We start from the raw sequence: 21,877 nt of genomic DNA on the forward strand, positions 1-21,877 counted from the left end.
GCGGGACCCGACCGGATTCGGCCGTCTCGGCTGATGAGAACTTCCAGGTCCCACGGGTGGATCACGATCTTTCGCGGTGCGACATTGGGAGGAGACGAACGAGCGACGCCATCGGCGGCCGCGTTCGGAAGGCCGCCGTCGGGAGGTCAGCGTGACTGTTCCCAAGCCCCTGGGGGCCGCCGGACGGGCCGGTGACGAGCGTTTCGGCGGGGCCGCGTTCCTGCGCAAGGCGTTCCGCAAGGCCTTTCCCGATCACTGGAGCTTCCTGCTCGGTGAGATCGCGCTGTACTCGTTCGTGATCGTTTTGTTGACGGGGGTGTTCCTCACCCTGTTCTTCAAGCCGAGCATGGTCGAGGTCCACTACGACGGCTCCTACGCGCCATTGCGCGGAGTGCGGATGAGTGAAGCCTACGCCTCCACACTCCACATCAGTTTCGACGTGCGCGGCGGACTGCTGATGCGGCAGCTCCACCACTGGGCGACGGTCGTCTTCCTCGGCGCGATCGTCATCCATCTGCTGCGGAACTTCTTCACCGGCGCGTTCCGCAAACCCCGCGAGCTGAACTGGCTGATCGGCATCGTGCTGTTCATGCTCGTGATGGTCAACGGCCTGTTCGGCTACTCGCTCCCCGACGACCTGCTGTCGGGCACCGGGATCCGCATCCTGGAGGGCGTGATCCTGTCGATCCCGGTCGTCGGGTCCTATGCGCTGATGTTCCTGTTCGGCGGCGAGTTCCCGGGCACCGAGATCATCCCCCGGCTGTACGTGATCCACATCCTGCTGATCCCGGGCATCCTGCTGGCGCTGGTCCCGCTGCACGCCGTCGTGCTGACCTGGCGGCAGACCCACACCCAGTTCCCGGGCAAGGGCAGCACGAACCGGACGGTGCGCGGCTACCCGTTCTTCCCGGTGTTCATCGGCAAGACGACCGCGTACTTCCTGTGGACGCTCGGGGTGACGGCGCTGCTGGCGACGTTCTTCCAGATCAACCCGATCTGGCTGTTCGGGCCCTACGACCCGGGCGCGATCAGCGCGGGCTCGCAGCCGGACTGGTACATGGGCTGGATGGAGGGCGCGCTGCGGATCATGCCGTCGTGGGAGATCAGCGCGTTCGGCCACACGCTGCCGATGAGCGTGATCGTGCCCGCGCTGGTGGTGCCCGGCGTGCTGTTCACGGGGCTGGCGGCCTATCCGTTCCTGGAACGCTGGGTGACCGGCGACCACGAGATCCACCACCTGCTGGACCGGCCGCGCGACGTTCCCGCGCGCACCGGGATCGGCATGGCGGGCGTGGTGTTCTACGGGGGGCTGTGGGCCGCCGGGGGCAACGACGTCATCGCCTACAAGTTCGACATCCCGCTGTTCTGGACGACGTGGTTCTTCCGGGGGCTGGTGATCCTGGGGCCGGTGCTGGCGTACGTGATCGCCTACCGGATCTGCCTGGGGTTGCAGCTCCGGGACCGCGCGATGGTCGCGCACGGCCTGGAGACCGGCACGATCCGCATGTCGCCGGAGGGTGGGTTCTCCGAGGTGGAGCGGCCGCTGTCGGACGAGGAGCTGGCCCCGGTCACCGATCCGCGCCCGGCCCCGGCGCTGCCGATCGGACGTCCCGAACGCCACGGCGTGGCGCCGCCCGAGGCGAGGCGACCGCTGCACCGGGTCCGCGTCGCGTTGAACCGGCGCTTCCTGGCGGACGTCGCCGAGCCGCCGAACGGGCACCGGGACGCGCCCCCGGAGGAGACGCCGGGCCACCGCAAGGCGCTCGACGAGCCCGCCGAGCCCTGATCCGTTCCCGCACCCGGACGAAGCGGGCATGTCGTAGGGTCCGCCTGTGGCTACCCTTCTCCTGGTCGAGGACGACGAGCACGTCAGGCGGGCCCTGCTGCGCGAGCTGACCGAGCTCGGGCACGCGGTGCGCAGCGCGGGCCGGGCGCTGGACGCGCTGCGCGAGCTCACCGCCGACGTCCCCGACGTGGTGATCCTGGATCTGGGGCTGCCCGACCTGGACGGCGGCGAGGCGCTGAAGATGATCCGCGCCGTGTCCCAGGTGCCGGTGATCGTGGCGACGGCGCGGGACGACGAGCGGGAGGTCATCCGGCTGCTGCGGGCGGGCGCGGACGACTATGTGGTGAAGCCGTTCTCCGCCGGGCACCTCAGCGCCCGCGTCGAGGCGCGGCTGCGGCGATTGCGGCCGCAACGGGAGACGGTGCGGGTGGGCGGGCTGCTGGTGGACGTGGACCGGCGTGAGGCGAGCCTGGACGGCGCGCCGCTGCGGCTGTCGCGGCGCGAGTTCGACCTGCTGGCGTTCCTGGCCCGCAACGCCGGGCGGGTGGTGCGCCGCCGGGAGCTGCTGTCGGAGGTCTGGCAGCAGCCCTACGGCGACGACCAGACCATCGACGTCCACCTGTCGTGGCTGCGCCGCAAGCTCGGGGAGAAGGCCAGCGCGCCGCGCTACCTGCACACGGTCCGGGGCGTCGGCTTCATGCTGACCGAGCCCGGGGACTGACCGCCCGGCGCCGGTCTCAGTACTCGTAGACCTGCACCACCGGCGCGTGGCCGTTCCAGGTCGCGAACACCGCCGAGCCGTGCCGCCCGTCGGTCAGGTCGACGCGCAGCCACCCGGCCGCGTTCCACGTCCTCGCCTGGAAGCCGCTGTCGGGCGTGGCCGAGACGAACCGCGCCGAGGAACGGCCGATCGACAGCGTCACCCGCCCGGACCGCACGGTGTAGGTGCGCACCTGCCCGTCGGGCGGCGGCGTGGCGCGGGGGCTCGGCGTCCCGGTGGCCGGGCGGGGCGAGGGCCGCACCGAGGCCCGCGCGCCGGTCGGGGACGGCGACGGCGACCGGGTCGGCGACTGGGACGGCACGGGCGGGCGGCCCCGGAGCACCGGGACGTCGGCGGCCGGTTCGGGGCCGGTCGCGGCGGCGCCGCGCACCGCGTCGCTCACCCCGGCCCAGCTGATCGCGACGCCCGCCGCCGTGGTGGCGACCCAGACCGCCGCGAAACCGACCCTCACCCGCATGCCGTGCATTATTGCCGGGGTCGGGGCGAGGAGGGCAACACGATGAGGGGTGCGCGATGAGGGGTGCGCTGGCGCGGGTCGCGACGGCCGTCACCGCGATGGTGGCGCTGTCGTTCGTCATCCCGCTGGGCCTGCTGAACGGCCAGCTGTCCCGGGAGCGCGCGCTGACCGCCGCTGAGCGGCAGACCGCCGCCCTCGTGCCCGTGCTGACGGTGACCGGCGACCCGGCGGCGCTGCGCGACGCGATCGGCTCCATCCCCGCCGGGGCCGCCGGGCGGCTCGCCCTGCACCTGCCGGACGGCACCGTCCTCGGCACGTCCCGCGCCGCGCCCGCCGACCTGGCCACCGCCTGGCGGCAGAGCCGGTCCTCCACCGCGCCCGCGCGCGGCGGAACGGTCCTGCTCGCGCCGGTCCTGCTGGAGGGCAGCCGCCACGTGGTGCTGGAGGCGTACGTGCCCGAGGCGGAGCTGACCCGGGGCGTCACCAAGTCATGGACGGTCCTGGCGCTGGTCGCGCTGGCGCTGGTGCTGGTCTCGGTGGCGATGGCCGACCGGCTCGCCACCCGGGTGGTGCGGGCCGCCGACCGGCTCGCCGGGGCCGTGACACGGGTGGCCGACGGCGACCTGTCGGCGCGGGTGCGCCCCGGCGGCCCGGCCGAGCTGCGCGCCGCCGGGGAGGCGTTCAACCACATGGCCGACCAGCTCGCCCGGCTGCTGGCCGCCGAACGCGAGACCGCCGCCGACCTGTCCCACCGGCTGCGGACGCCGCTCACCGCGCTGCGCGTCAACCTCGACGGGCTGGCCGACAACCCCGGCGACGGCGGGCGGGTCGCGCAGAGCCGGGAGGCGCTGACCCGGCTGGAGGAGACCGTGGACGGGATCATCGAGACCTCCCGCCGCGCCGACGACGCTCCCCCGGTCACCTCCGGCTGCGACGCCGCCGACCTGGCGCGGCGGCGGATGGAGTTCTGGTCGGCGCTGGCCGACGACCAGGAACGGGAGTGGACGCTGACGCTGCCGGAGGGGCCCGCCCCCGTCCCGGTGCCGGAGGCCGAGCTCGGCGCGGTGATCGACGCGCTGCTGGGCAACGTGTTCCGGCACACGCCGCCGGGCACGGCGTTCTCGCTGACCGTGCACCGGGGGCAGCGTTCGACGGGCCTGCTGTTCGGGGACGCGGGGACCGGGATCCCCGACGCGCCGGCGGCGCTGCGGCGCGGCGCCAGCGGCGCGGGCTCCACCGGGCTCGGGCTGGACATCGCCCGCCGCCTCGCCGAGTCCACCGGCGGCTCGCTGCGCGTGGACACCTCGCCGCTGGGCGGCGCGCAGATCGAGGTGTGGCTGCGCACCGCCGCGCCCGCGCCGCCGCGCCGGGCGTCCCGGCGGTCCGCGCGGCGGCGCTCCTGACGGGGTCCTGATGGTTCGCCAAGGGGACCCTTAAGAGCTCTTGAAGAGATCGTTCCGGGCGGCCCTTCCGGCGTAACGTCACGGTCATCCCGGCGACGGCCCCGCGTCCCCCTCACGCGCCCCCGGGATTCGGGGCCGCCGTCCGGTCCGCGTCCGGCTTCAGGAGCCGCCGGAGAAGCAGGACCGGAAAGCCGCTTTTGTTATTCACGTGATTTCGGACGTCGTTCATCCGCTACGACAATGACTTTCCCGGCGAGAGCGGCATCAGGCGCCACTCGGGGGATGATCGACCCGGAAACCGCCGCGCCATGTGACACATTCCCGGCACGGCCGGCGGTCGCCGGCCCCGTGCCGGCGGAGGGGCGGTCACGGGGCCGGGGCGCGGGCGGTCCTCAGCGGCGGTACAGGTTCAGCTTCTCCTCGCCGATGCGCTCGCGCATCGCCGGGTCCTCGACGCCCTGGCCCTCCCCGGTCGCGCCGCACAGGACCGCGACCTTGCCGACGTGCTGGTTGGTCTGGACGGCGCGGGTCGCCTCGCCCGCCTCGTCCAGCGGGAACACCGCCGACAGCGTCGGGTGCAGCATCCCCAGGGAGAACAGGCGGTTGGTCTCCACGGCCTCGTGGTAGTTGAAGCCGTGCGAGCCGACGATGCTCTTCAGCCGCATCCACAGGAAGCGGTTGTCGTACTCGTGGCGGTAACCGGTGGAGGAGCCGCAGGTGACGATCTTCCCGCCGCGCTTGGCGACGTACACCGACGCGCCGAACGTCTCCCGGCCCAGGTACTCGAAGACGATGCCGGGGTCCTCGCCGACCAGGTTGCGGATCGCCTCGCCCAGGATGCGGCCCGCCTTGGGGTTGCGCAGGCCCTGCTCGCCGAGCGGCAGCTCGTTGCGGTTGATGATGTGCTCGCAGCCCTGGGCGCGGACGATCTCGGCCTTCTCCTCCGAGGACACCACGGCCACGGGGATGCCGCCGCCGTTCCTGACCAGCTGGGTGGCGAACGAGCCGAGCCCGCCGGTCGCGCCCCAGATCAGCACGACGTCGCCCTGCTTCATGCGCGCGCCGTGCGAGCCGACCAGCATCCGGTAGGCGGTGGCGGCGCACAGGGTGTTGGAGCCCGCCTCCTCCCACGTCAGGTGCCGGGGCTTGCGGATGAGCTGGTTGGCCTTGACGACGCAGTACTCGCCGAGCGAGCCGAAGTTGGTCTCGAAGCCCCAGGCGAGCTGGGTCTCGCTCATCATGCCGTCGTCGTAGGAGCCGTGGTCCTCCTCGTCCACGTAGGCCGGGGAGATGACGACGCGGTCGCCGACCTTCCAGTGCCGCACGCCCGCGCCGGTGCGCACCACCACGCCCGAGCCGTCGGAGCCCAGGATGTGGTACGGCAGGTCGTGGCGGGCCCCGTGCCAGCCCTGGCGGCCGAACTTCTCCAGGAACGCGAACGTCGGCACCGGCTCGAAGATCGCCGACCAGACGGTGTTGTAGTTGATCGCCGCCGACATCACCGCGACCACGCACTCGTCGGGGGCGATCTCGGGCATCTCGACCTCGCCGACGTGCAGCGACCGCCGCACGTCCTTGTCGGTCTGCCCCTCGAAGATGCCCACCTCGTCCTTGCGGGTGAACGCGGCGCGGAACCGGGTGGGCAGGTCGATGTCCAGCAGTTCCTGCCCGGCGGCTCCGTTGCGGACGGCGTCGAGCAGGGCGTCGGGCTGGGCCATGGGGGGTCTCCTCCGTGGGGGACGTCGGTGGGCGGCCCGTCAGCGGGCCGTGGTGACTGCGGGTCGGCCGCCCTGTCCATCGGACTCGGTCGCACCAGCGGCCTCGGTACCTGCCAGCTCCCCGTCCAGGTGCGCGGCGAGGGCCTCCACGCCGGGCGGGTCGAGCAGGTTCAGGTGGTGCGCCCCGGGGATCGTGACGATCTCCAGGGCCGGGCACAGCTCGCCGAAACCGTTGGTCCCGTCGAGCACGTAGCGGGCGTCGCGGACGGCCCAGGGGGTCTCCTCGGGGGCCCGGTAGAGGATCACGCGGCCGTCGTAGGGCCGCGGCTCGTACGCCTCCAGGGAGCGGGTGTCCTGGTGGGAGGTGAGCTGGTGGTGCAGCGCCGCGGGCGGGATCAGCTCCGCCAGCGGCGCGGCCCGCTCCATCACCAGCGCGAACTGCGCCTCCTCGTCCAGCCCGGACAGCTCCTCGTAGGTGAGGGCGACCTCCAGGCCGTACGTCTCGTTGATGTAGTCGGCGAACGCCGCGAAGCGCCGCGCGAGGGTGTCGGACTCGTCCTCGACCGGGAGCGGGAGCCCCGCGTCGAAGAGCGCGACGAACTCGACCTCGCGGCCCGCCGCGCGCAGCCGCCGCGCGGTCTCGTAGGCCAGCACCCCGCCGAACGACCAGCCGCCCAGCCGGAACGCGCCCTCGGGCTGCGCCTCGACCAGGCGCTCGGCGTAGCGGGCGGCGCGGACCTCGACGGGCGGGGCGTCGTCGAAGCGTTCGAGCCCGTAGACCGGCTGGTCGTCGCCGAGGAGCGCGACGAGCTGCCGGTAGCAGGCGGTGGTGCCGCCCGCCGGGTGCGCGATGAAGATCGGGCGGCGGTCGCCGGTCGGCTTCAGCGGGCGCACGGTCTGGCGGGCGGCCTCCTCGTCGGCGGCGCGGATGTACTCGGCGACGTGCTCGGCGGTCGGCGTCGCCAGCAGCTCGCCGCGCGTGACCTCGCCGCCCATCTCGGCGACGACGTGCGCGACGACCCGCTCGGCGTGGGCGTCGGTGCCGCCGAGCTCGGCGAAGAAGTCGGCGGTGACGCTGACGCGGTCGAGGCCGAGGACGTCCTCGAAGACGCGGACGGCGAGGCGTTCGGCGTCGTCGCGCGGCATCACGTAGCCCGCCTCGGCGTTGGACGCGGCGGTGGAGACGGCGGTCTCGTGCGGGGTGGGCGCGTCGGCCAGGCCCAGCTCCTCGGCGGCCCACGCCTCGAAGACGTTCACGCTCGCGCCCTGGAGCAGGACCGACGCGGGGACGGTCAGCCCGAGGTCGTGCTCGACGCCGCTCTTGATCCGCACCGCGACCAGGGAGTCCAGGCCGAGGTCGGTGAGCGGGACGGCCGGGTCCAGGCGCTGCGGGTCGAAGCCGAGGACGGCGGCGATGCGGTGGCGGACCTGCGCGGCGATGGCGCGGCGCGCGGCGGCCGGGTCCAGCTTCCGGACCTCGTCGATGCCGGGCCAGCCGGTGGCGTCGTCGGTCCCCTGCGCCTCGGCGGCCTCGGTGAGCGCCGCGAAGTACGGCATCCGCCTGATCTCGGGGAACAGCGCGACGGCGGTCGCCGGGTCGAAGCGCAGCACGCCGGTCGCCTCGCGGCCGGAGGCGAGGATCGCCTCCAGGGCCTCGGCGCCCTCCAGCGGCGAGATCGGTTCGATGACGGCGATCCCGCGGTCGGCCGCGCCGCCGACCCGCGACCAGGTGCCCCAGTTGACGGTCTGGGCGGGCCGCCCGTTGGCGCGGCGGTGCGCGACCAGCGCGTCGACGGCGGCGTTCGCGGCGGCGTAGGCGGTCTGGCCGGGCGAGCCGAGCAGCGCGGCGGCCGAGGAGTGCACCACGAACCAGTCCAGGTCGAGGTCCCAGGTCGCGGCGGACAGCCGGCGCGCGCCCTCGACCTTGGCCGACCACACGCGGCGCAGGTCGTCCGGGCCGAGGTCGGTGACGAGCCGGTCGTCGATCGCGCCCGCGCCGTGCACGACGCCGCGCAGCTCCGCGCCGTTCTCCCGGGCGGCGACGACGAGGCGTTCGGCGGTCTCCGGTTCGGCGACGTCGCCGAGGACCACGCCGACGTCGACGCCGCTCTCGCGCAGCCTCGCGATGGCCTTCTCGGCGTCGGCGTCCGGTCCGGAGCGGCCCGACAGCACGATCCGGCCCGCGCCGCGCTCGGCGAGCAGCCGGGCGGTGACCAGGCCGATGCCGCCGTAGCCGCCGGTGATGATGTACGCGCCGCCGCGCCGGACGATCCGCTTGGCCTTCGGCGGCTCCGGGACCTCGGCGCGGGCGAGGCGCGCGACGTACCGGACGCCGTCGCGCCAGGCGACCTCGCGGGCGTCGCCGTCGCCGAGCAGTTCGGCGACCAGGGACTCGGGCCGGTCGGCGTCCACGAGCGTGGCGCGCTGGACGGTGCGTTCGAACGCCAGCACCCGCGTGACCGCGCGGACGTGCGCCTGCTCGGGGTCGCCCGCCTCGCCGGGCCGGACGGTCAGGGCGCCGCGGGTCGCCACCCACAGGCGCGGCCCGTCCGGCGTCGCGACGCTGACGCGGGCGACGGTCAGCACCAGCTCCTCGTCGGTGAGGCCGGGGGCGGGGACGACCAGGACCTGGGAGGGGGTCTCGTTGATGTCGGGGTCGGCGGACGGGGCCTGCACGATCGCGACGTGGCCGCGCGACTCCAGCAGGTTCACGACGCGGGACGCGAACGGGTCCTCGACCTCGGCGACCACCAGCCAGGTCTGGGCGTCCACAACCGGCGCGGGGGCGTCGGCCTCGTCCCAGACGAGCTCGACGGCCTTGTCGGCGAGCGCGACGGGGACGTCGGCGCGCTCGACGCGGCGCAGGACGATCCCGGTGGCGTCCACCAGGACCGCGCCGTCGCCGTCGAGGATCTGGAACGCGCCGACGACGCCCTCGTCGGTCTCCTCGACGCGGGTGCGCACGTGCCCGCCCCGGTGCGTCGGCCCGTGGACGCGCAGGCGGCCGACCGTCTCGGCGAGCCACACGCTCTCGTCGTCCCTGCCGGACCGCACGGCGTCGGAGAGCACGGCGAACGCCCGGTCCAGCACCTCGGGGTGGACGCGGTAGTGACGGCTGCCGCGTTCGGCGCCCGCGACCTCGGTGGCGGGGCCGTCGAGCGGGGCGGCGGGGGCCCGGGGGTCCTCGCCCACGTCGGCGTGGGCCAGGCGCGCCCAGGTGCCCGCCGGGGTGCGGGCGTGGATCTCCACGCGGCCGTCGGCCTCGGTGAACGTGGTGGTGACGGTGGTGTGCTCGGCGAGCGCGAGGGGGCGTTCGATCCACAGGCCGGTGACGCCGGCGTCCCCGCCGAGGGCCTCCGCGCCCGCCGCCAGCGCCATCTCCGCGAGCGCCGCGACCGGCAGCACCGGCAGGCCGTGCACGCGCGGCCGCCAGGGCAGCGCGGCGGTGCCGACGTCGGCGCGCCAGGCGTGGCGGTCCTCGCCGGGCAGCTCGACGTGCGCGCCGAGCAGGGGGTGCTCGTCGCGGCCGGTGGCGCGGCGGGTGAGGTCCGCCCAGTGGTGCTCGTGCTGCCAGGGCGACTGCGGGACGTCGATGACGGCGCCGTCCTCCGGGTCCGCGACGGCGTGGCCGTGCGCGGCGAGCGCGGCGAGCTGGGCGTGGAACGTCAGCGCGTCGTCGGTTTCCTGGCCCTTGGGCGCGCGCTTGAGCGTGTGGGTGACCAGCGCGCCGACGCCGTCGAGGGTCTCGCCGACCGCGTGGGCGAGGATCGGGTGCGCGTTGATCTCGATGAACGTGCGGTGCCCGTCGTCGGCGGCGGCCGCGACCGCGTCGGTGAGGCGCACCGGGTTGCGCAGGTTGCGCGCCCAGTAGCCGGCGTCCAGAAGGGCGTCGTCGTCGAGGGCGCGCGGGTCGTCGAGGGCGGTGGTGTAGAGGCGGATGCCGTCGGCGAGGGGGGTGCCGCGTTCGAGGCCGACGTCGGCGAGCCGTTCGCGCAGCTCCGGCAGGAGCGGGTCGACCTGCGGCGAGTGGCCCGCGCCCTCGGCCTGCACCATGCGGGCGAGGCGGCCCTCGGCCTCGGCGCGCCGGACGACCTCCGCGACCTGGTCGGCGTCGCCGGTGACGACGGTCTGCCGGGGCGAGGAGTGGACCGCCGCGTACACCTGCGGCAGGTCGTGGGCCAGGCGCCGCACGTCCTGCGCGGACGCGCCGAGCACGGCCATCGCACCGCCCCCGACCAGCCGCGTCAGCAGCGCCGAGCGGCGGCAGATGACCTTCACGCCGTCCTGGAGGGTGAGCGCGCCCGCGACGACGGCGGCGGCGACCTCGCCCATCGAGTGGCCGATCACCGCGCCGGGCGTGACGCCGTAGGACCGCCACATCCGCGCCAGGCCGATCTGGACGGCGAACAGCACCGGCATGACCTCGGCGGGCCCGCCGGTCAGCTTCCCGCCCTCCTCCAGCAGCCGCCACAGCTCGGGGCCGCCCTCCTCGGCGAACAGCGCGTCGAGGTCGTCGATGGCCTCGGCGAACGCGGGCTCCTCCTCCAGCAGCCGCGTGGCCATGCCGGGGCGCTGCGCGCCGTAGCCGGAGAACACCCAGACGGGGCGGCCGGGCACGCCGACCGCCGTCCCCGACACCACGGCCGGGTGGGGGCGTCCCTCGGCGAGCGCGGTGAGGCCGTCGAGCAGGCCCGCGCGGTCGCGGGCGACGACGGCGGCGCGCGCCCGGCCGCGCCCGCCGCGCCGGTGCAGGGTGCGGGCGAGGTCGGCGAGCCGGGCGTCGTCCGGGAGCCAGTCGGCCAGCACCCGCGCGTGCGCGCGGATCCGGTCGGCGGTGGTGTCCGACAGCGGGAACGCGCGGATCGCCGCCGGGGTCCGCGCGGTCTCCGGCGCGGGGGCCTGTTCGAGGATGACGTGGGCGTTGGTGCCGCCGAAGCCGAAGCCGGAGACGCCCGCGCGGGCGGGACGGCCGCGTTCGGGCCAGGGGGTCTCCTCCGCGACGACCCGCAGCCGCAGGTCGTCGAACGGGATGTGCGGGTTGGGCTCCTTGAAGTGCGCCGACGGCGGGATGACCCCGTGGTGCAGCGCCAGGACGGTCTTGATGAGCCCGGCGACGCCCGCCGCCGCCTCCAGGTGGCCGAGGTTGGACTTGGCGGAGCCGACCAGCAGCGGCGCGCCGGCGTCGCGGCCCGCGCCGAGCACCTCGCCGGCGGCCCTGGCCTCGATCGGGTCGCCGAGGAACGTGCCGGTGCCGTGCGCCTCCAGGTAGTCCACCTCACGGGTGTCGATCCCGGCGGCGGCGTACGCGTCGCGGAGCAGGGCGCGCTGGGCGTCGGAGTTGGGGGCGACCAGGCCGTTGGAGCGGCCGTCGCTGTTGACGGCCGTGCCGCGGACCAGCGCCAGGACGCGGTCGCCGTCGCGGCGCGCGTCCGACAGGCGCTTCAGCACGACCGCGCCGCAGCCCTCCGCGCGGACCATGCCGTCGGCGGAGGCGTCGAACGCCTTGCAGCGCCCGTCGGCGGCCGTGCCCCCGGCCATGTCGAACGTCATCGTGACGGTCGGCGACAGCAGCAGGTTCACGCCCGCCGCCAGCGCGACGTCGGCCTCGCCGTCGCGCAGCGCCCGGACCGCCAGGTGGGTGGAGACCAGCGACGACGAGCACGCCGTGTCCACGATCATGCTGGGGCCGCGCAGGTCCAGCAGGTACGACAGGCGGCCCGCGATGACGCTCAGCGCCGCGCCGGTCGCGGTGAACGGCTCCAGCGCGGCCGGGTCGGAGGCGGTGAACGCCGCGTACTCGGGCGCCGACACGCCCACGAACACGCCGGTCCTGCTGCCGCGCAGCGAAGCCGGGCCGATGCCAGCGTGCTCGAACGCCTCCCACGCCACCTCCAGGACCAGCCGCTGCTGCGGGTCCATGACGGCGGCCTCGCGCGGGGTGATGCCGAAGAACCGGGCGTCGAACGCGGCGACGTCGTCCAGGAAGCCGCCGAGCCGCGTGGTGGCGTCCAGCCGGTCGCGGGTCTCGGGCGAGCCGTCGTCGAACGGCGCCCAGCGGTCCGGCGGGACCTCGCGGATCGCGTCGCCCCGGCCGGTCAGGAAACGCCAGTAGTCGGCCGGGGTGGTCAGGTCGCGTTCGCCGCCGGGGAAGCGGCAGCCGATGCCGACGACGGCGATGGGCTCGTCCGGCCGGGCCGGAACGGACGCCGGAGCGGGCGCCGGGGCGGAGCCGGGCGCGGGCGTCAGGTCCGCGCCGGACGCCAGCGCGGCCGACAGCCGGTTGATGGTGGGGTGCTCCCAGACCAGCGTCGCGGGCAGGGAACGGCCGAGCGTCTGCTCCAGCTCTCCGGCGATGGCCACCGCGTCGCGGGAGGCCAGGCCGAACTCCTCCAGCGGGCGGTCGGCGTCGACGTCGGCGGCCGGAATCCGGGAACGGCGCGCGATCTGCTCGATCAGGTGCCGGCGAAGCGAATCCTCGGTGATCCGCGGTCGAACCTGCGCGCTTCCGGAACGATCGTTGCTGGTCTGCATGCGCGGGGGTCCCCCAATGACACTGGGATCGTTCAGAGGCGAGAGCCCACAATGTCCCATTTCGCCCGTCTCACGATGCGCATCCAGACCACTTTTCTCGGGCGCCACTTGTCACGGTGATGACAAGACTCCGTGGCGGCCAATGTGGCCTGATGGGATAGTCGGGACGCCCGGAGCGCACAAGGAGACGGGTGACGGGACGTCGACGAACCGTAACAGGATTACCTCACGTCTATAGGGGGAAGCGGCGGAATTCCCCGTTCGGGACGCCGCCGCGCAGGAGCACTTGACCCGGGGCCGATTCCGCTGGGCGCTGGCCGTGGTCGCCATCGCCGCATTCATGATCACCATGGACAACACGGTGGTCGCCAACGCGCTGCCGAAGATCAAGAGCGATCTCGGCATGTCCAAGAGCGCGCAGGAATGGGTCGGCATGGGGTACATCCTGATGTTCTCCTGCCTGCTGATCGCCGGCGGGCGGCTCACCGACATCTACGGCTGCCGCGTCATGTTCGTCACCGGGATGACGGTGTTCACGGCGGCGTCGGCGGTGTGCGGCCTGGCGGGCGAGGAGTCGGTCCTGATCCTCGGCCGGATCGTGCAGGGCGCGGGCGCGGCGATGGCGCTGCCCTCCACCAGCGTCATGACCAACGTGGGGCGGACCGACCGGGAACGGTCGCTGGGCTCCATCGTCTGGATCATCGCGGCGGGCGGCGCGACCGCGCTCGGCCCCGCCATCGGCGGCGTGATCGTCGAGCACTGGCACTGGGGCTGGATCTTCCTGATCAACATCCCGGTCGGGATCGGCGTCATCGCGCTCGGCCTGGCGGTGCTGACCGGCCACAGCGAGAACCGCTCGGCCCGGGTGGACCTGCCCGGCGCGCTGATCTCGGCGACGTTCCTGTTCGCGCTGATCTACGCGCTGGAGGCCGGGCACGGCCGGTGGACCGACCCGCCGGTGCTGGCGGTGTTCGCGCTGGCCGGGATCGCCCTGGTGTGCTTCGTGCTGGTGGAGTCCTGGGCCCCCGACCCCATGATCAGCCTGCGGTTCTTCCGCAACCGGGTGTTCACCGGCGGGCTGGCGACGCAGATGCTGCACGGCATCGGCTTCAACGGGATGGTCTTCTACGCGGCGACGTTCCTGCAGACGTTCCTGATGTTCAACCCGGGCAAGGCGGGCCTGGTGCTGCTGCCGTCGGCGATCGTGGTGATGGCGGTGACGCCGGTCGCGTTCTGGGCCGCCGCCGCGTTCGGGCCCCGGCTCACCATCGGCGGCGGGATGGCGCTGATGGCGGGCGGCATGGCGCTGTTCTCCCAGCTCCGGCGGGACGACGGCTTCCTGGACCTGATGCCGGGCGTGCTGGTCGTCGGGCTCGGGGCCGCGCTGTGCATGCCGATCGTGATGTACGTGCTGAAGGCCGTGCCCGAGGACCAGACGGGCGTCGCCAGCGGGATCATGAACGTGATCCGGGAGGCGTCGGGGGCGTTCGGCATCGCGATCGTCGGCCTGCTGATCCACGACATCCCCGGTCCGGGCGCGTCGGCGGCGGAGCTGGAGACCTTCCGCGGCGGCACGGCGGCCGGGCTGCTGCTGGGGGCGGCGCTGGTACTGGTCGGGGGTGTGATCAGCGGGGTGACGCTGCCCAGCCGGAACGGCTGGTCCGGTCCCAAGCACAACCGGCGGCGCCCCGTCCCGGACCTCGCCCCCGCCGCGCCGCGCGCCTCCGGAACGGCGCTCGCCGCGCCGCGCGTCACTCCCTGGAACGGCCTGCCGGTGGTGCGCGAGCAGTGGCCGCCCCCGCCGCCGAAGGGCTGGTACCGCCCCTACGTGCCCGAGGACGCCCCGCCCGCGTCCCCGCGGCCCGCCCCCCGTCACGACGCCTGGTGAGGTGCCCATGACCCGTACGATCGTGATCTTCGCCGCCGGTTCGCGCGGCGACATCCAGCCGTGCGCGGCGCTGGGACGCGCGCTGCGCGAGCGCGGCGACCGGGTGCGGCTGGTGGCGAGCGCGCGCTACGCCCCGCTGGCGCACCGGGCGGGCCTGGAGCTGGCCCCCCTGACCGCCGACCCGGCCGAGATCATGAACTCCCCCGAGGGGCAGCGGCTGCTGTCCAGCGGCCGGAACCCGGTGCGGTTCCTGACGGGCTTCCGGCGCATCCTGGGGCCGCTGGCCGAACGCCTGCTGGCCGAGTGCCTGGACGCGTGCAAGGGCGCCGACCTGATCCTCGGCCCCACGCTGGGCCTGCTGCCCGTGCACATCGGCGAGCACCTGGGCGTGCCCTGGGCGCTGATCCACTTCCAGCCGAGCCAGCCGACGGGGGCGTTCCCGCACCCGTTCGTCCCCCGGATCCCCGCGCTGGGCCCCTGGGCGAACCGCGCGACCTACGCCGCCGTGGAACAGCTCACCTGGCAGCTCTCCCGCCCGTTCCTCAACCCGTGGCGGACCGGCCCGCTGGGGCTGCGCCGGGCCCCCCTCCGCGGCCTGGCGCGCGAGGTCCAGCGCACCGGCCCGGTCCTGGCGTGCTTCAGCGAGGCGGTGGTCCCCCGCCCGCGCGACTGGGGTTCGAACGTCAACCTGACCGGCTACTGGTTCCTGGACGAGCCCGGCTGGGAGCCGCCGGACGGCCTGGCGGCGTTCCTGGAGGCCGGGCCGCCCCCGGTGTACGTGGGCTTCGGCAGCATGGTCCCCCGGGACGCCCGCGGCACGGACCGGACGGTCCGCGCGGCGCTCCGCGCGGCGGGCGTCCGGGGCGTCGTCCAGGGCGACCCGGCGACGTCCGACGACGACGTCCTGGCGGTGAACGACGTCCCGCACTCGTGGCTGTTCCCGCGCATGGCGGCGGTGGTGCACCACGGCGGGGCGGGCACGACGGCGGCGGGCCTGCGCGCGGGCGTCCCGACGGTCGTCTGCCCGTTCTTCGGGGACCAGCCGTACTGGGGCGACCGCGTCCACGCGCTGGGGGCGGGGCCGGAGCCGCTGCCGTTCCGGAAGCTGACCGTCCCGCTGCTGGCGGCCCGCGTCCGCCGGGCGACGAACGACGCGGGGCTCGCCGACGGCGCCCGCGCCGTGAGCGACCGCCTCCACGCCGAGGACGGCGTGGCCCGCGCCGCCGAGGTCCTGGACACCCTCCGCTGAGCGCCGACGCCCCGGCCCGCGTGGCGGGCCGGGGCGTCGGGGGGTGGGTCAGACGCGCTTGGCGCCCAGGGTCTTCATGATCTGGGGCCAGGCGGTGTGCATCTCACGCTGCCAGTACGGCCAGGAGTGGCTGCCCGGACCGTAGATGTGGGACGTGACGGAGACCTTCTGGCGCTTGGCCTCCTCGACGAACGCCTTCACCGTCGGGCCGATGGCGCGCTCGCTCAGGTAGCCGATGTCCCACGGGGCCTTGCCGGGCTTGTCGAACGGGCCGGCCTCACCCGTGGTGCCCGAGGAGACGTACAGCTTCGTGCCGCGCATGCGGGGCAGGAGCTTGATCGGGTCGTGGGCGTCCCAGTTGGCCTTGTGGATCCAGGGCACGCCCCAGATGTTGTAGGGGTCCTGGCCGCTGCGCATGTTGGTGTACATGAGCAGCGTGGGGATGCCCGGGTGGCTCATCGACAGCACGCCGCTGAAGCAGGACGCGTGCCGGAACATGCCCGGGTGGCGTCCCGCGTAGGTGCAGGCCCCCTGGCCGCCGGAGGACAGGCCCATGACGGCGCGGGAGCCGCCCGCACCGTAGTTGCGCTCCATCAGCTGGCGGACCTCCTGGACGTGGAAGTCCTCCCACTTGGGGGTGCCGCCCTTGCCGCCGTTGAACCAGTTGGTGTACGAGCCGTTGCGGCCCTCGGGCATCACGACGATGACGCCCCACCTGCGGGCGACCTGCTCGATGTCGGTGCTGCGGGTCCAGGAGATGTAGCGGTCGTTGCCGCCGTGGAGGGCGTACACGACCGGCCAGGTCTTCTTGGAGCCGAACTTCCAGCCCTTGGGCAGCAGGACACGCACGTTCTCCTTCGCGCCGCCGAGGGAGGGCGACTGCACCGTGAAGTCGAAGGAGGTCTTGCCCTTGTTCAGCCACTTGTAGCTGACGATCTTCGCGCCGGAGTCGGCCTTCCTGAAGCTCGCGGCCTGCGCCGGGGCCACGCTCAGCGGGAGCACGCCCGCCCCGGCGACCGCGGCGGCCGTGACGGCCGCCGTCCGCCGTGCGAACCGGCGGCGTGACTCAGTTGACATCGTTCTCCTCCACGGTCCTCCAGCGCCAGCCCGAACCATCTGGATTGGGAACTATCTCACGTCTGGTACGGCTGGTGCTTGTGGGTTGGGGTTGGGGTTGTCCGTTCGCCCACGGCCGCCACGGCCCGGGGGGCGGGGCGGGCGGGGGCGGCGGGACGGGATCGGCCCAGGTGGGTGGGTGGTCGGGGCCCGGATCGGGCGGGGGAAGGGGCGCGGCGGCCACTTCTGGACGACTTTCGCGGGTGATCCTGTCGTCCGTTTCGGGCGTCGACTCCCAGTGCAGGGCGTACGGGTAGGGCTGCTCGGCGGGCAGCGGCGGCGCGACCGCCGGCGGGACCGTCACCGGTGGGGCGGCCGCCGGCTCCCCGGCGGGGGCATCGCCGCGTTCGCGGAGGTCCATCCGGGCGTGCAGGCCCGCCAGGGGGCGCGGGAGCCACCAGTTGGCCCCGCCCATGAACCGCATGGTCGCGGGCACCAGGAGGGAGCGCACCAGCGCCGCGTCCACGACGACCGCGACGAACATGCCGACGCCGATCAGCTTCACGACGGTGATCCCGGCCATCGAGAACGCCGCGATGACCACCAGGAACAGCAGCGCCGCGCTGGTGATGATCCCGCCGGTGTGCTGCATGCCGCGGGCGACGGCCAGCCGGTTGTCGTGGCTGCGGTCCCACTCCTCGCGGATCCGCGACAGCAGGAAGACCTCGTAGTCCATCGACAGGCCGAACACCACCGCGAGGATCAGGATCATCGAGGTGGCCTCGACGCCGCCGGTCGGCGTGAAGTCGAGCAGGTCCGCCAGATGGCCGTACTGGAAGCCCCACACGATCGCGCCGAACGACGCCCCGATCGACAGCACGTTCATCACGATCGCCTTGAGCGGCAGCACGACCGAGCCGAAGAACATGAACAGCAGCACGAACGTCGTCACGCCCACGAACAGCGCCATCTTCGGCAGCGTGCGCAGCAGGCTGTCCATCAGGTCCATCTGCGCCGCGGTGCTGCCGCCGACGTCGATCCGCATGGGGATGCCGCTCTCGTCCACCGGCTTGCCGCGGATGGTCTGGACGAGGTCCTGCGCCTGCTGGGACATCGGCTCGTACCTGTGCGTGACCGAGACGCGCACGCCCCCGTAGGAGGCGGAGTAGCCGGTGAACTTCGCCTCGACGACGCCGGGCAGCCGCGCCAGGTCCCTGCGGTAGTTCTCCAGGTGGGGCGGGATGTTGTCGCCCCTGCGGGCGGGCCGCCAGTCGCGCGGGACGAGCTGCCCGGTGAGCACGATGTCGATCGGTTCGGCCGAGCCGTTGGGGAACTCGCGCTTGACCGTCTCCACGACCTGCCGCGTCGGGCTCTCCTTGGGCAGGACGCGGGCGTCGACGCTGCCGAACCGCACGCTCAGGAACGGCCCGAACATCACGCCCAGGATCACCAGCACCACCGCGAAGTACGGCAGCGGGTGCCTCATCACGCTCTGCCCGAGCCGGAACCAGAACCCGCTGTCGGGGTCGCGCCGCGCGCGCCGGGACGTGGGCCGCCGCCACGGCATCCGCCCGAACTCCACGCGCGGGCCGAGCAGCACCAGCATCGTCGGCAGCAGCACCGTCGCGCCGAACACCGCCACCATGACGGTCGCGATCCCGGCCAGGCCGATCGTGCGCAGGAACATCTGCGGGAACAGCAGCAGCCCGCCCAGCGCCGCCGACACCGTCACGCCCGACACCATGATCGTGCGTCCGGCGGTGAGCATCGTGGTGACGACCGCGTCCCGCTGGGCCGGCTGCAACGCCTCGCGGTGGGCGCGCCGGGCCGCCCTGCGCGCCGCCCGGCCCCGCTCGGCCTTCCAGGGTTTTCCAGGGTCGATGCCGCGCGCGGCCATCCCGCGCCGCAGCTCCTCGCGGAAGCGGCTCACGACGAACAGCGAGTAGTCGATCGCCAGGCCGACGCCCATCATGGTGACGACCTCCAGCGCGAACGCCGTCACGTCGGTCACGTAGGTGACCAGGTGCAGCACCGCGAGGCCGCCGACGATGGAGAACAGCGCGACCACCATCGGCAGCACCGACGCCGTCAGCGCGCCGAACAGCGCCACCAGCAGCACCAGCAGCGGCACCGCGGTGATCAGCTCGGCGCGGACGATGTCGGCGACGACCTGCTCGCCGAACTCGATGCCCAGCGGGTAGGCCCCGCCGAGCCGGGTCTCCAGGCCGGGCGCGGCCAGCCGGTCCTTGATGAGGTGGTAGTTGGCGGTCTTGGCGGCGTCGTCCTTGCCCGCCAGCTTCACCGACACGAACGTCGAGCGCCGGTCGTGCGAGGTGAACGGCGCGGCGTCCCGGGCGTCGAGCGACCAGTACGAGAACAGCTCGGCGACCTGCTCCTTCGGCAGCCGCGCCACCGTGGTGACCACCGCCGCCTGGTAGCGCGGGTCGTCCACGGTCATCGTGGGGCTGCGGTACAGCACCAGCACGTCGGGGTTGGTGCTGCCGAAGTAGGTCGCGCCGAGCTTGGCGACCGTGGTGGAGGACGCGTCGGGGTCCTCGAAGCCGCCCTGCTTGAACTTGCCGAACACGCCGAGGCCCCAGCCGCCCGCCAGGACCGTGCACAGCAGGATCAGGACGAGACAGGTCCAGCGCCGTCGGTGGATGAGGCGGCCCAGCCCCGCGAGCATGATCCTCCTGTGTGCCGGGCGGCCGGAACGCGTCCGTTCCGGCCGCCGAACGAGCGTCCGGTGTCACCTGCGCGGCGTCACCCCCGCGCGTCGAGCCGCGCCCGGGTGGTCGGCAGCGCGCCGTCCAGGTAGCGCTGCCGGGTCGCGGCGCGGGCGATCTTGCCGCTGGAGGTGCGCGACACCCCGCCCGGCTCGATCAGCAGGAACTCGTGCACGCTCATCTCGTGCTCGACGTTGATCGCGCCGCGCACCGCCGTCTCGACCTCGGCCGGGTCCAGCCGGGCGAGGGGGACGCGCCGGTTGCGCTCGGCGACCACGACCAGCAGCTCGGTCTCCTCCCCCTGCACCGCGAACGCCGCGACGTGGTCGGGCCGGACCGCCGGATGCGCCTCCTGCGTGGTGACCTCGATGTCCTGCGGGTAGTGGTTGCGGCCGTCCACGATGATCAGGTCCTTGATGCGGCCGGTGACGTACAGCTCGCCCTCGTGGACGGCGCCGTAGTCGCCGGTCCTCATCCAGGGCCCGGCGGGCAGGTCGCCGGGCTCGGCCAGCTCGCCGCCGAAGGTGTCCTGGCTGCGCTCGGAGTTGCGCCAGTAGCCGGGGGCGGTGTTGGGGCCGTGCACCCAGATCTCGCCGACCTCGCCGTCCGGCCGCTCGGTCCGCGTCTCGGGGTCGACGATCGCGACGATCTGCCCGACGGGGCGGCCGCACGAGACGAGCGCGCTGACCCGCTCGCCGTCCGCCGCGGGGTCGGCGAGCACGACCCGCCCCTGGGTGAGGGCGTCGCGGTCCACCTCGATGACCTTGGGCGGGGTGTCGTCGGCGGCGGCCGACACGAACACCGTCGCCTCGGCCAGCCCGTAGCCGGGGGCCTGCGCGCCCGGCCGCAGCCCGGCGGGCGCGAACGCCGCGGCGAACGTCTCCAGCGTCGAGGGGCGGATCGGCTCGGCCCCGTTCAGGCAGGTCACCAGGCCCGACAGGTCCAGCTCGGCGAGCTTCTCCGGCGTCACCACCGACGCGGCGTACTCGTAGGAGAAGTTCGGCCCGGCGGTGTAGACGTTCCGGCCCGGCCGCTCGGCGATCAGCTCCAGCCAGCGCAGCGGGTTCATCACGAACGACACCGGGTCGGTGTAGATGGCGTGGTCCCCGCCGTACAGCGGCAGCGCCATCGCCGCGATCAGCCCCATGTCGTGGAACAGCGGCAGCCAGCTCACCAGCTCGGGGGTCGGCCCGTCGGGGGCCCAGCCCGCCCACAGCTGCGCGGCGTTGGCGGTGACGTTCCCGTGGGTGATCTCGACCCCGGCGGGGCGGCGGGTGGAGCCGGAGGTGTACTGGAGGTACGCCAGGTCGTCGAAGCCGATCGGCTCGTCCGTCCAGGTGTCGGCCAGCGCCGGGTCCACCTCCTCGGCGAACACGATCTCCCTGGGCCGCGGCACGTCGTGGTCGGCCAGGAACTTCTCCACGTGCGGCAGCGAGCTCCGGCAGGTGACGACGACGGCCGGCTCGGAGTCGGCGTAGGCCCCGATCAGCCGGTCGGCGTGGCCCGGCAGGTCCGGCGAGAACAGCGGCACCGCCACCACGTGCGCGTGCATCGCGCCGAGCATCGTCATCATGTAGTCGAGCGTCTGCGGCAGCAGCAGCGCGGCGCGGTCGCCGGGCCCGGCGACCTGGCGGAGCCGGGCCGCCATGGCGCGGGCGCGGCGCGCGGCCTCGGCCCAGGTCAACGTGATCTTCACGCCGCCCGGGTCCAGCGAGTAGTCCACGAACGTCCACGCCGGCGCGTCCGGCTTCTCCACCGCCCACCGCGCGACGCGCTCGATCAGCGGAACGCGGCCGGCGCCGCCGGGCTGGAGTTCGGGAAGCAACGAGCCCAGAGCCATCTCTGTCTCCCGGGGGATCGGGCGGGCGGCACCGTGCGGGGGTCGCGCGGGGACCGCGCCGTCGAGGGCGGAGCGCTGCCGACCGGACGGCTCCCGCGGAGGCCGCCGGCCACCGGCGATGATCGTGCAGCGTGAAGCTACCGGAAGGTAGCCAGGTGGCGGAACCGCCCCACGCGCACATTAGCCACCTCGGCCTTTGTCACGGAAGTGACAAGCCCGTGACCGGTGTCCCCTCCCGCGACACATGCCTTCACGGTGCGTCGCGGCGCGGTGTCATCCCCGCGCCGCGTGAGCTCCGTCGCGGGTCCCGGGTGGGAGAGTCCGTGACGGCCGACGGAGCGGCGTGCTCCTCGTCCCTCCGCGCGGGCGGGTTCGGAAGCGGGCTCTCAGCGGCGCCGGCGGGGCGGGCGGCGCGACGCGACCGCCGCCGCGCGGGCCGGGC

Annotated in this window: 11 protein-coding genes; 5 read left to right on the forward strand and 6 right to left on the reverse strand. The window is 74.1% G+C overall.

Features of this window, described 5'->3' with window-relative positions; genetic code table 11:
* The first annotated feature begins 151 nt into the window (after positions 1–151).
* Together qcrB and AKI01S_RS34975 are read left to right on the forward strand one after the other, a co-directional pair.
* Entirely contained in the window at positions 152–1,786 is a 1,635-nt protein-coding gene (gene qcrB, locus AKI01S_RS34970) for a cytochrome bc1 complex cytochrome b subunit (RefSeq protein WP_067827643.1), read from the forward strand.
* A 46-nt stretch (positions 1,787–1,832) separates the two neighbouring features.
* Positions 1,833–2,507 (forward strand): response regulator transcription factor, encoded by a 675-nt coding sequence (locus AKI01S_RS34975; RefSeq protein ID WP_067827648.1) that lies wholly within the window; start codon positions 1,833–1,835, stop codon positions 2,505–2,507.
* Positions 2,508–2,523: 16 nt separating this feature from the next.
* Here the strand turns inward: AKI01S_RS34975 and AKI01S_RS34980 are convergent, their stop codons facing one another.
* Complete coding sequence (locus tag AKI01S_RS34980) at positions 2,524–3,024, reverse strand: hypothetical protein (protein ID WP_067827677.1); 501 nt, start codon at positions 3,022–3,024, stop codon at positions 2,524–2,526.
* Between the two features lie 56 nt (positions 3,025–3,080).
* Between AKI01S_RS34980 and AKI01S_RS34985 the strand changes: the two genes are divergently transcribed.
* Entirely contained in the window at positions 3,081–4,427 is a 1,347-nt protein-coding gene (locus AKI01S_RS34985) for a sensor histidine kinase (protein ID WP_067827651.1), read from the forward strand.
* Between the two features lie 392 nt (positions 4,428–4,819).
* On the opposite strand, the gene ccrA is transcribed toward AKI01S_RS34985, so the two are convergent.
* Together ccrA and AKI01S_RS34995 are read right to left on the reverse strand one after the other, a co-directional pair.
* Positions 4,820–6,145, reverse strand: a complete 1,326-nt coding sequence (gene ccrA / locus AKI01S_RS34990; protein WP_067827654.1) for a crotonyl-CoA carboxylase/reductase — start codon at positions 6,143–6,145, stop codon at positions 4,820–4,822.
* Positions 6,146–6,184: 39 nt separating this feature from the next.
* Positions 6,185–12,676, reverse strand: a complete 6,492-nt coding sequence (locus AKI01S_RS34995; RefSeq protein WP_067827657.1) for a type I polyketide synthase — start codon at positions 12,674–12,676, stop codon at positions 6,185–6,187.
* A gap of 286 nt (positions 12,677–12,962) precedes the next feature.
* Here AKI01S_RS34995 and AKI01S_RS35000 point away from each other — a divergent pair, with 286 nt between their 5' ends.
* Both AKI01S_RS35000 and AKI01S_RS35005 read left to right on the forward strand, forming a co-directional pair.
* Positions 12,963–14,564 carry an MFS transporter gene (locus AKI01S_RS35000; protein WP_084000554.1) on the forward strand — a complete coding sequence of 534 codons (1,602 nt, stop codon included), beginning with the start codon at positions 12,963–12,965 and terminating at the stop codon, positions 14,562–14,564.
* A 7-nt stretch (positions 14,565–14,571) separates the two neighbouring features.
* Positions 14,572–15,813 carry a glycosyltransferase gene (locus tag AKI01S_RS35005; RefSeq protein WP_067827660.1) on the forward strand — a complete coding sequence of 414 codons (1,242 nt, stop codon included), beginning with the start codon at positions 14,572–14,574 and terminating at the stop codon, positions 15,811–15,813.
* Between the two features lie 48 nt (positions 15,814–15,861).
* On the opposite strand, the gene AKI01S_RS35010 is transcribed toward AKI01S_RS35005, so the two are convergent.
* The 3 genes from AKI01S_RS35010 to AKI01S_RS35020 form a co-directional block, all read right to left on the reverse strand.
* Complete coding sequence (locus AKI01S_RS35010; protein ID WP_067827662.1) at positions 15,862–16,890, reverse strand: alpha/beta hydrolase; 1,029 nt, start codon at positions 16,888–16,890, stop codon at positions 15,862–15,864.
* On the reverse strand, positions 16,880–19,555 hold the full coding sequence (locus AKI01S_RS35015) for an MMPL family transporter (protein WP_067827665.1): 2,676 nt from the start codon (positions 19,553–19,555) through the stop codon (positions 16,880–16,882). Before AKI01S_RS35015 ends, AKI01S_RS35010 begins: the two co-directional genes overlap by 11 nt.
* Before the next feature lie 77 nt (positions 19,556–19,632).
* On the reverse strand, positions 19,633–21,435 hold the full coding sequence (locus AKI01S_RS35020) for a fatty acyl-AMP ligase (RefSeq protein ID WP_067827668.1): 1,803 nt from the start codon (positions 21,433–21,435) through the stop codon (positions 19,633–19,635).
* Between the last annotated feature and the right edge of the window lie 442 nt (positions 21,436–21,877).

Source organism: Actinomadura kijaniata NBRC 14229 (assembly GCF_001552175.1).
GTDB lineage: Bacteria > Actinomycetota > Actinomycetes > Streptosporangiales > Streptosporangiaceae > Spirillospora > Spirillospora kijaniata.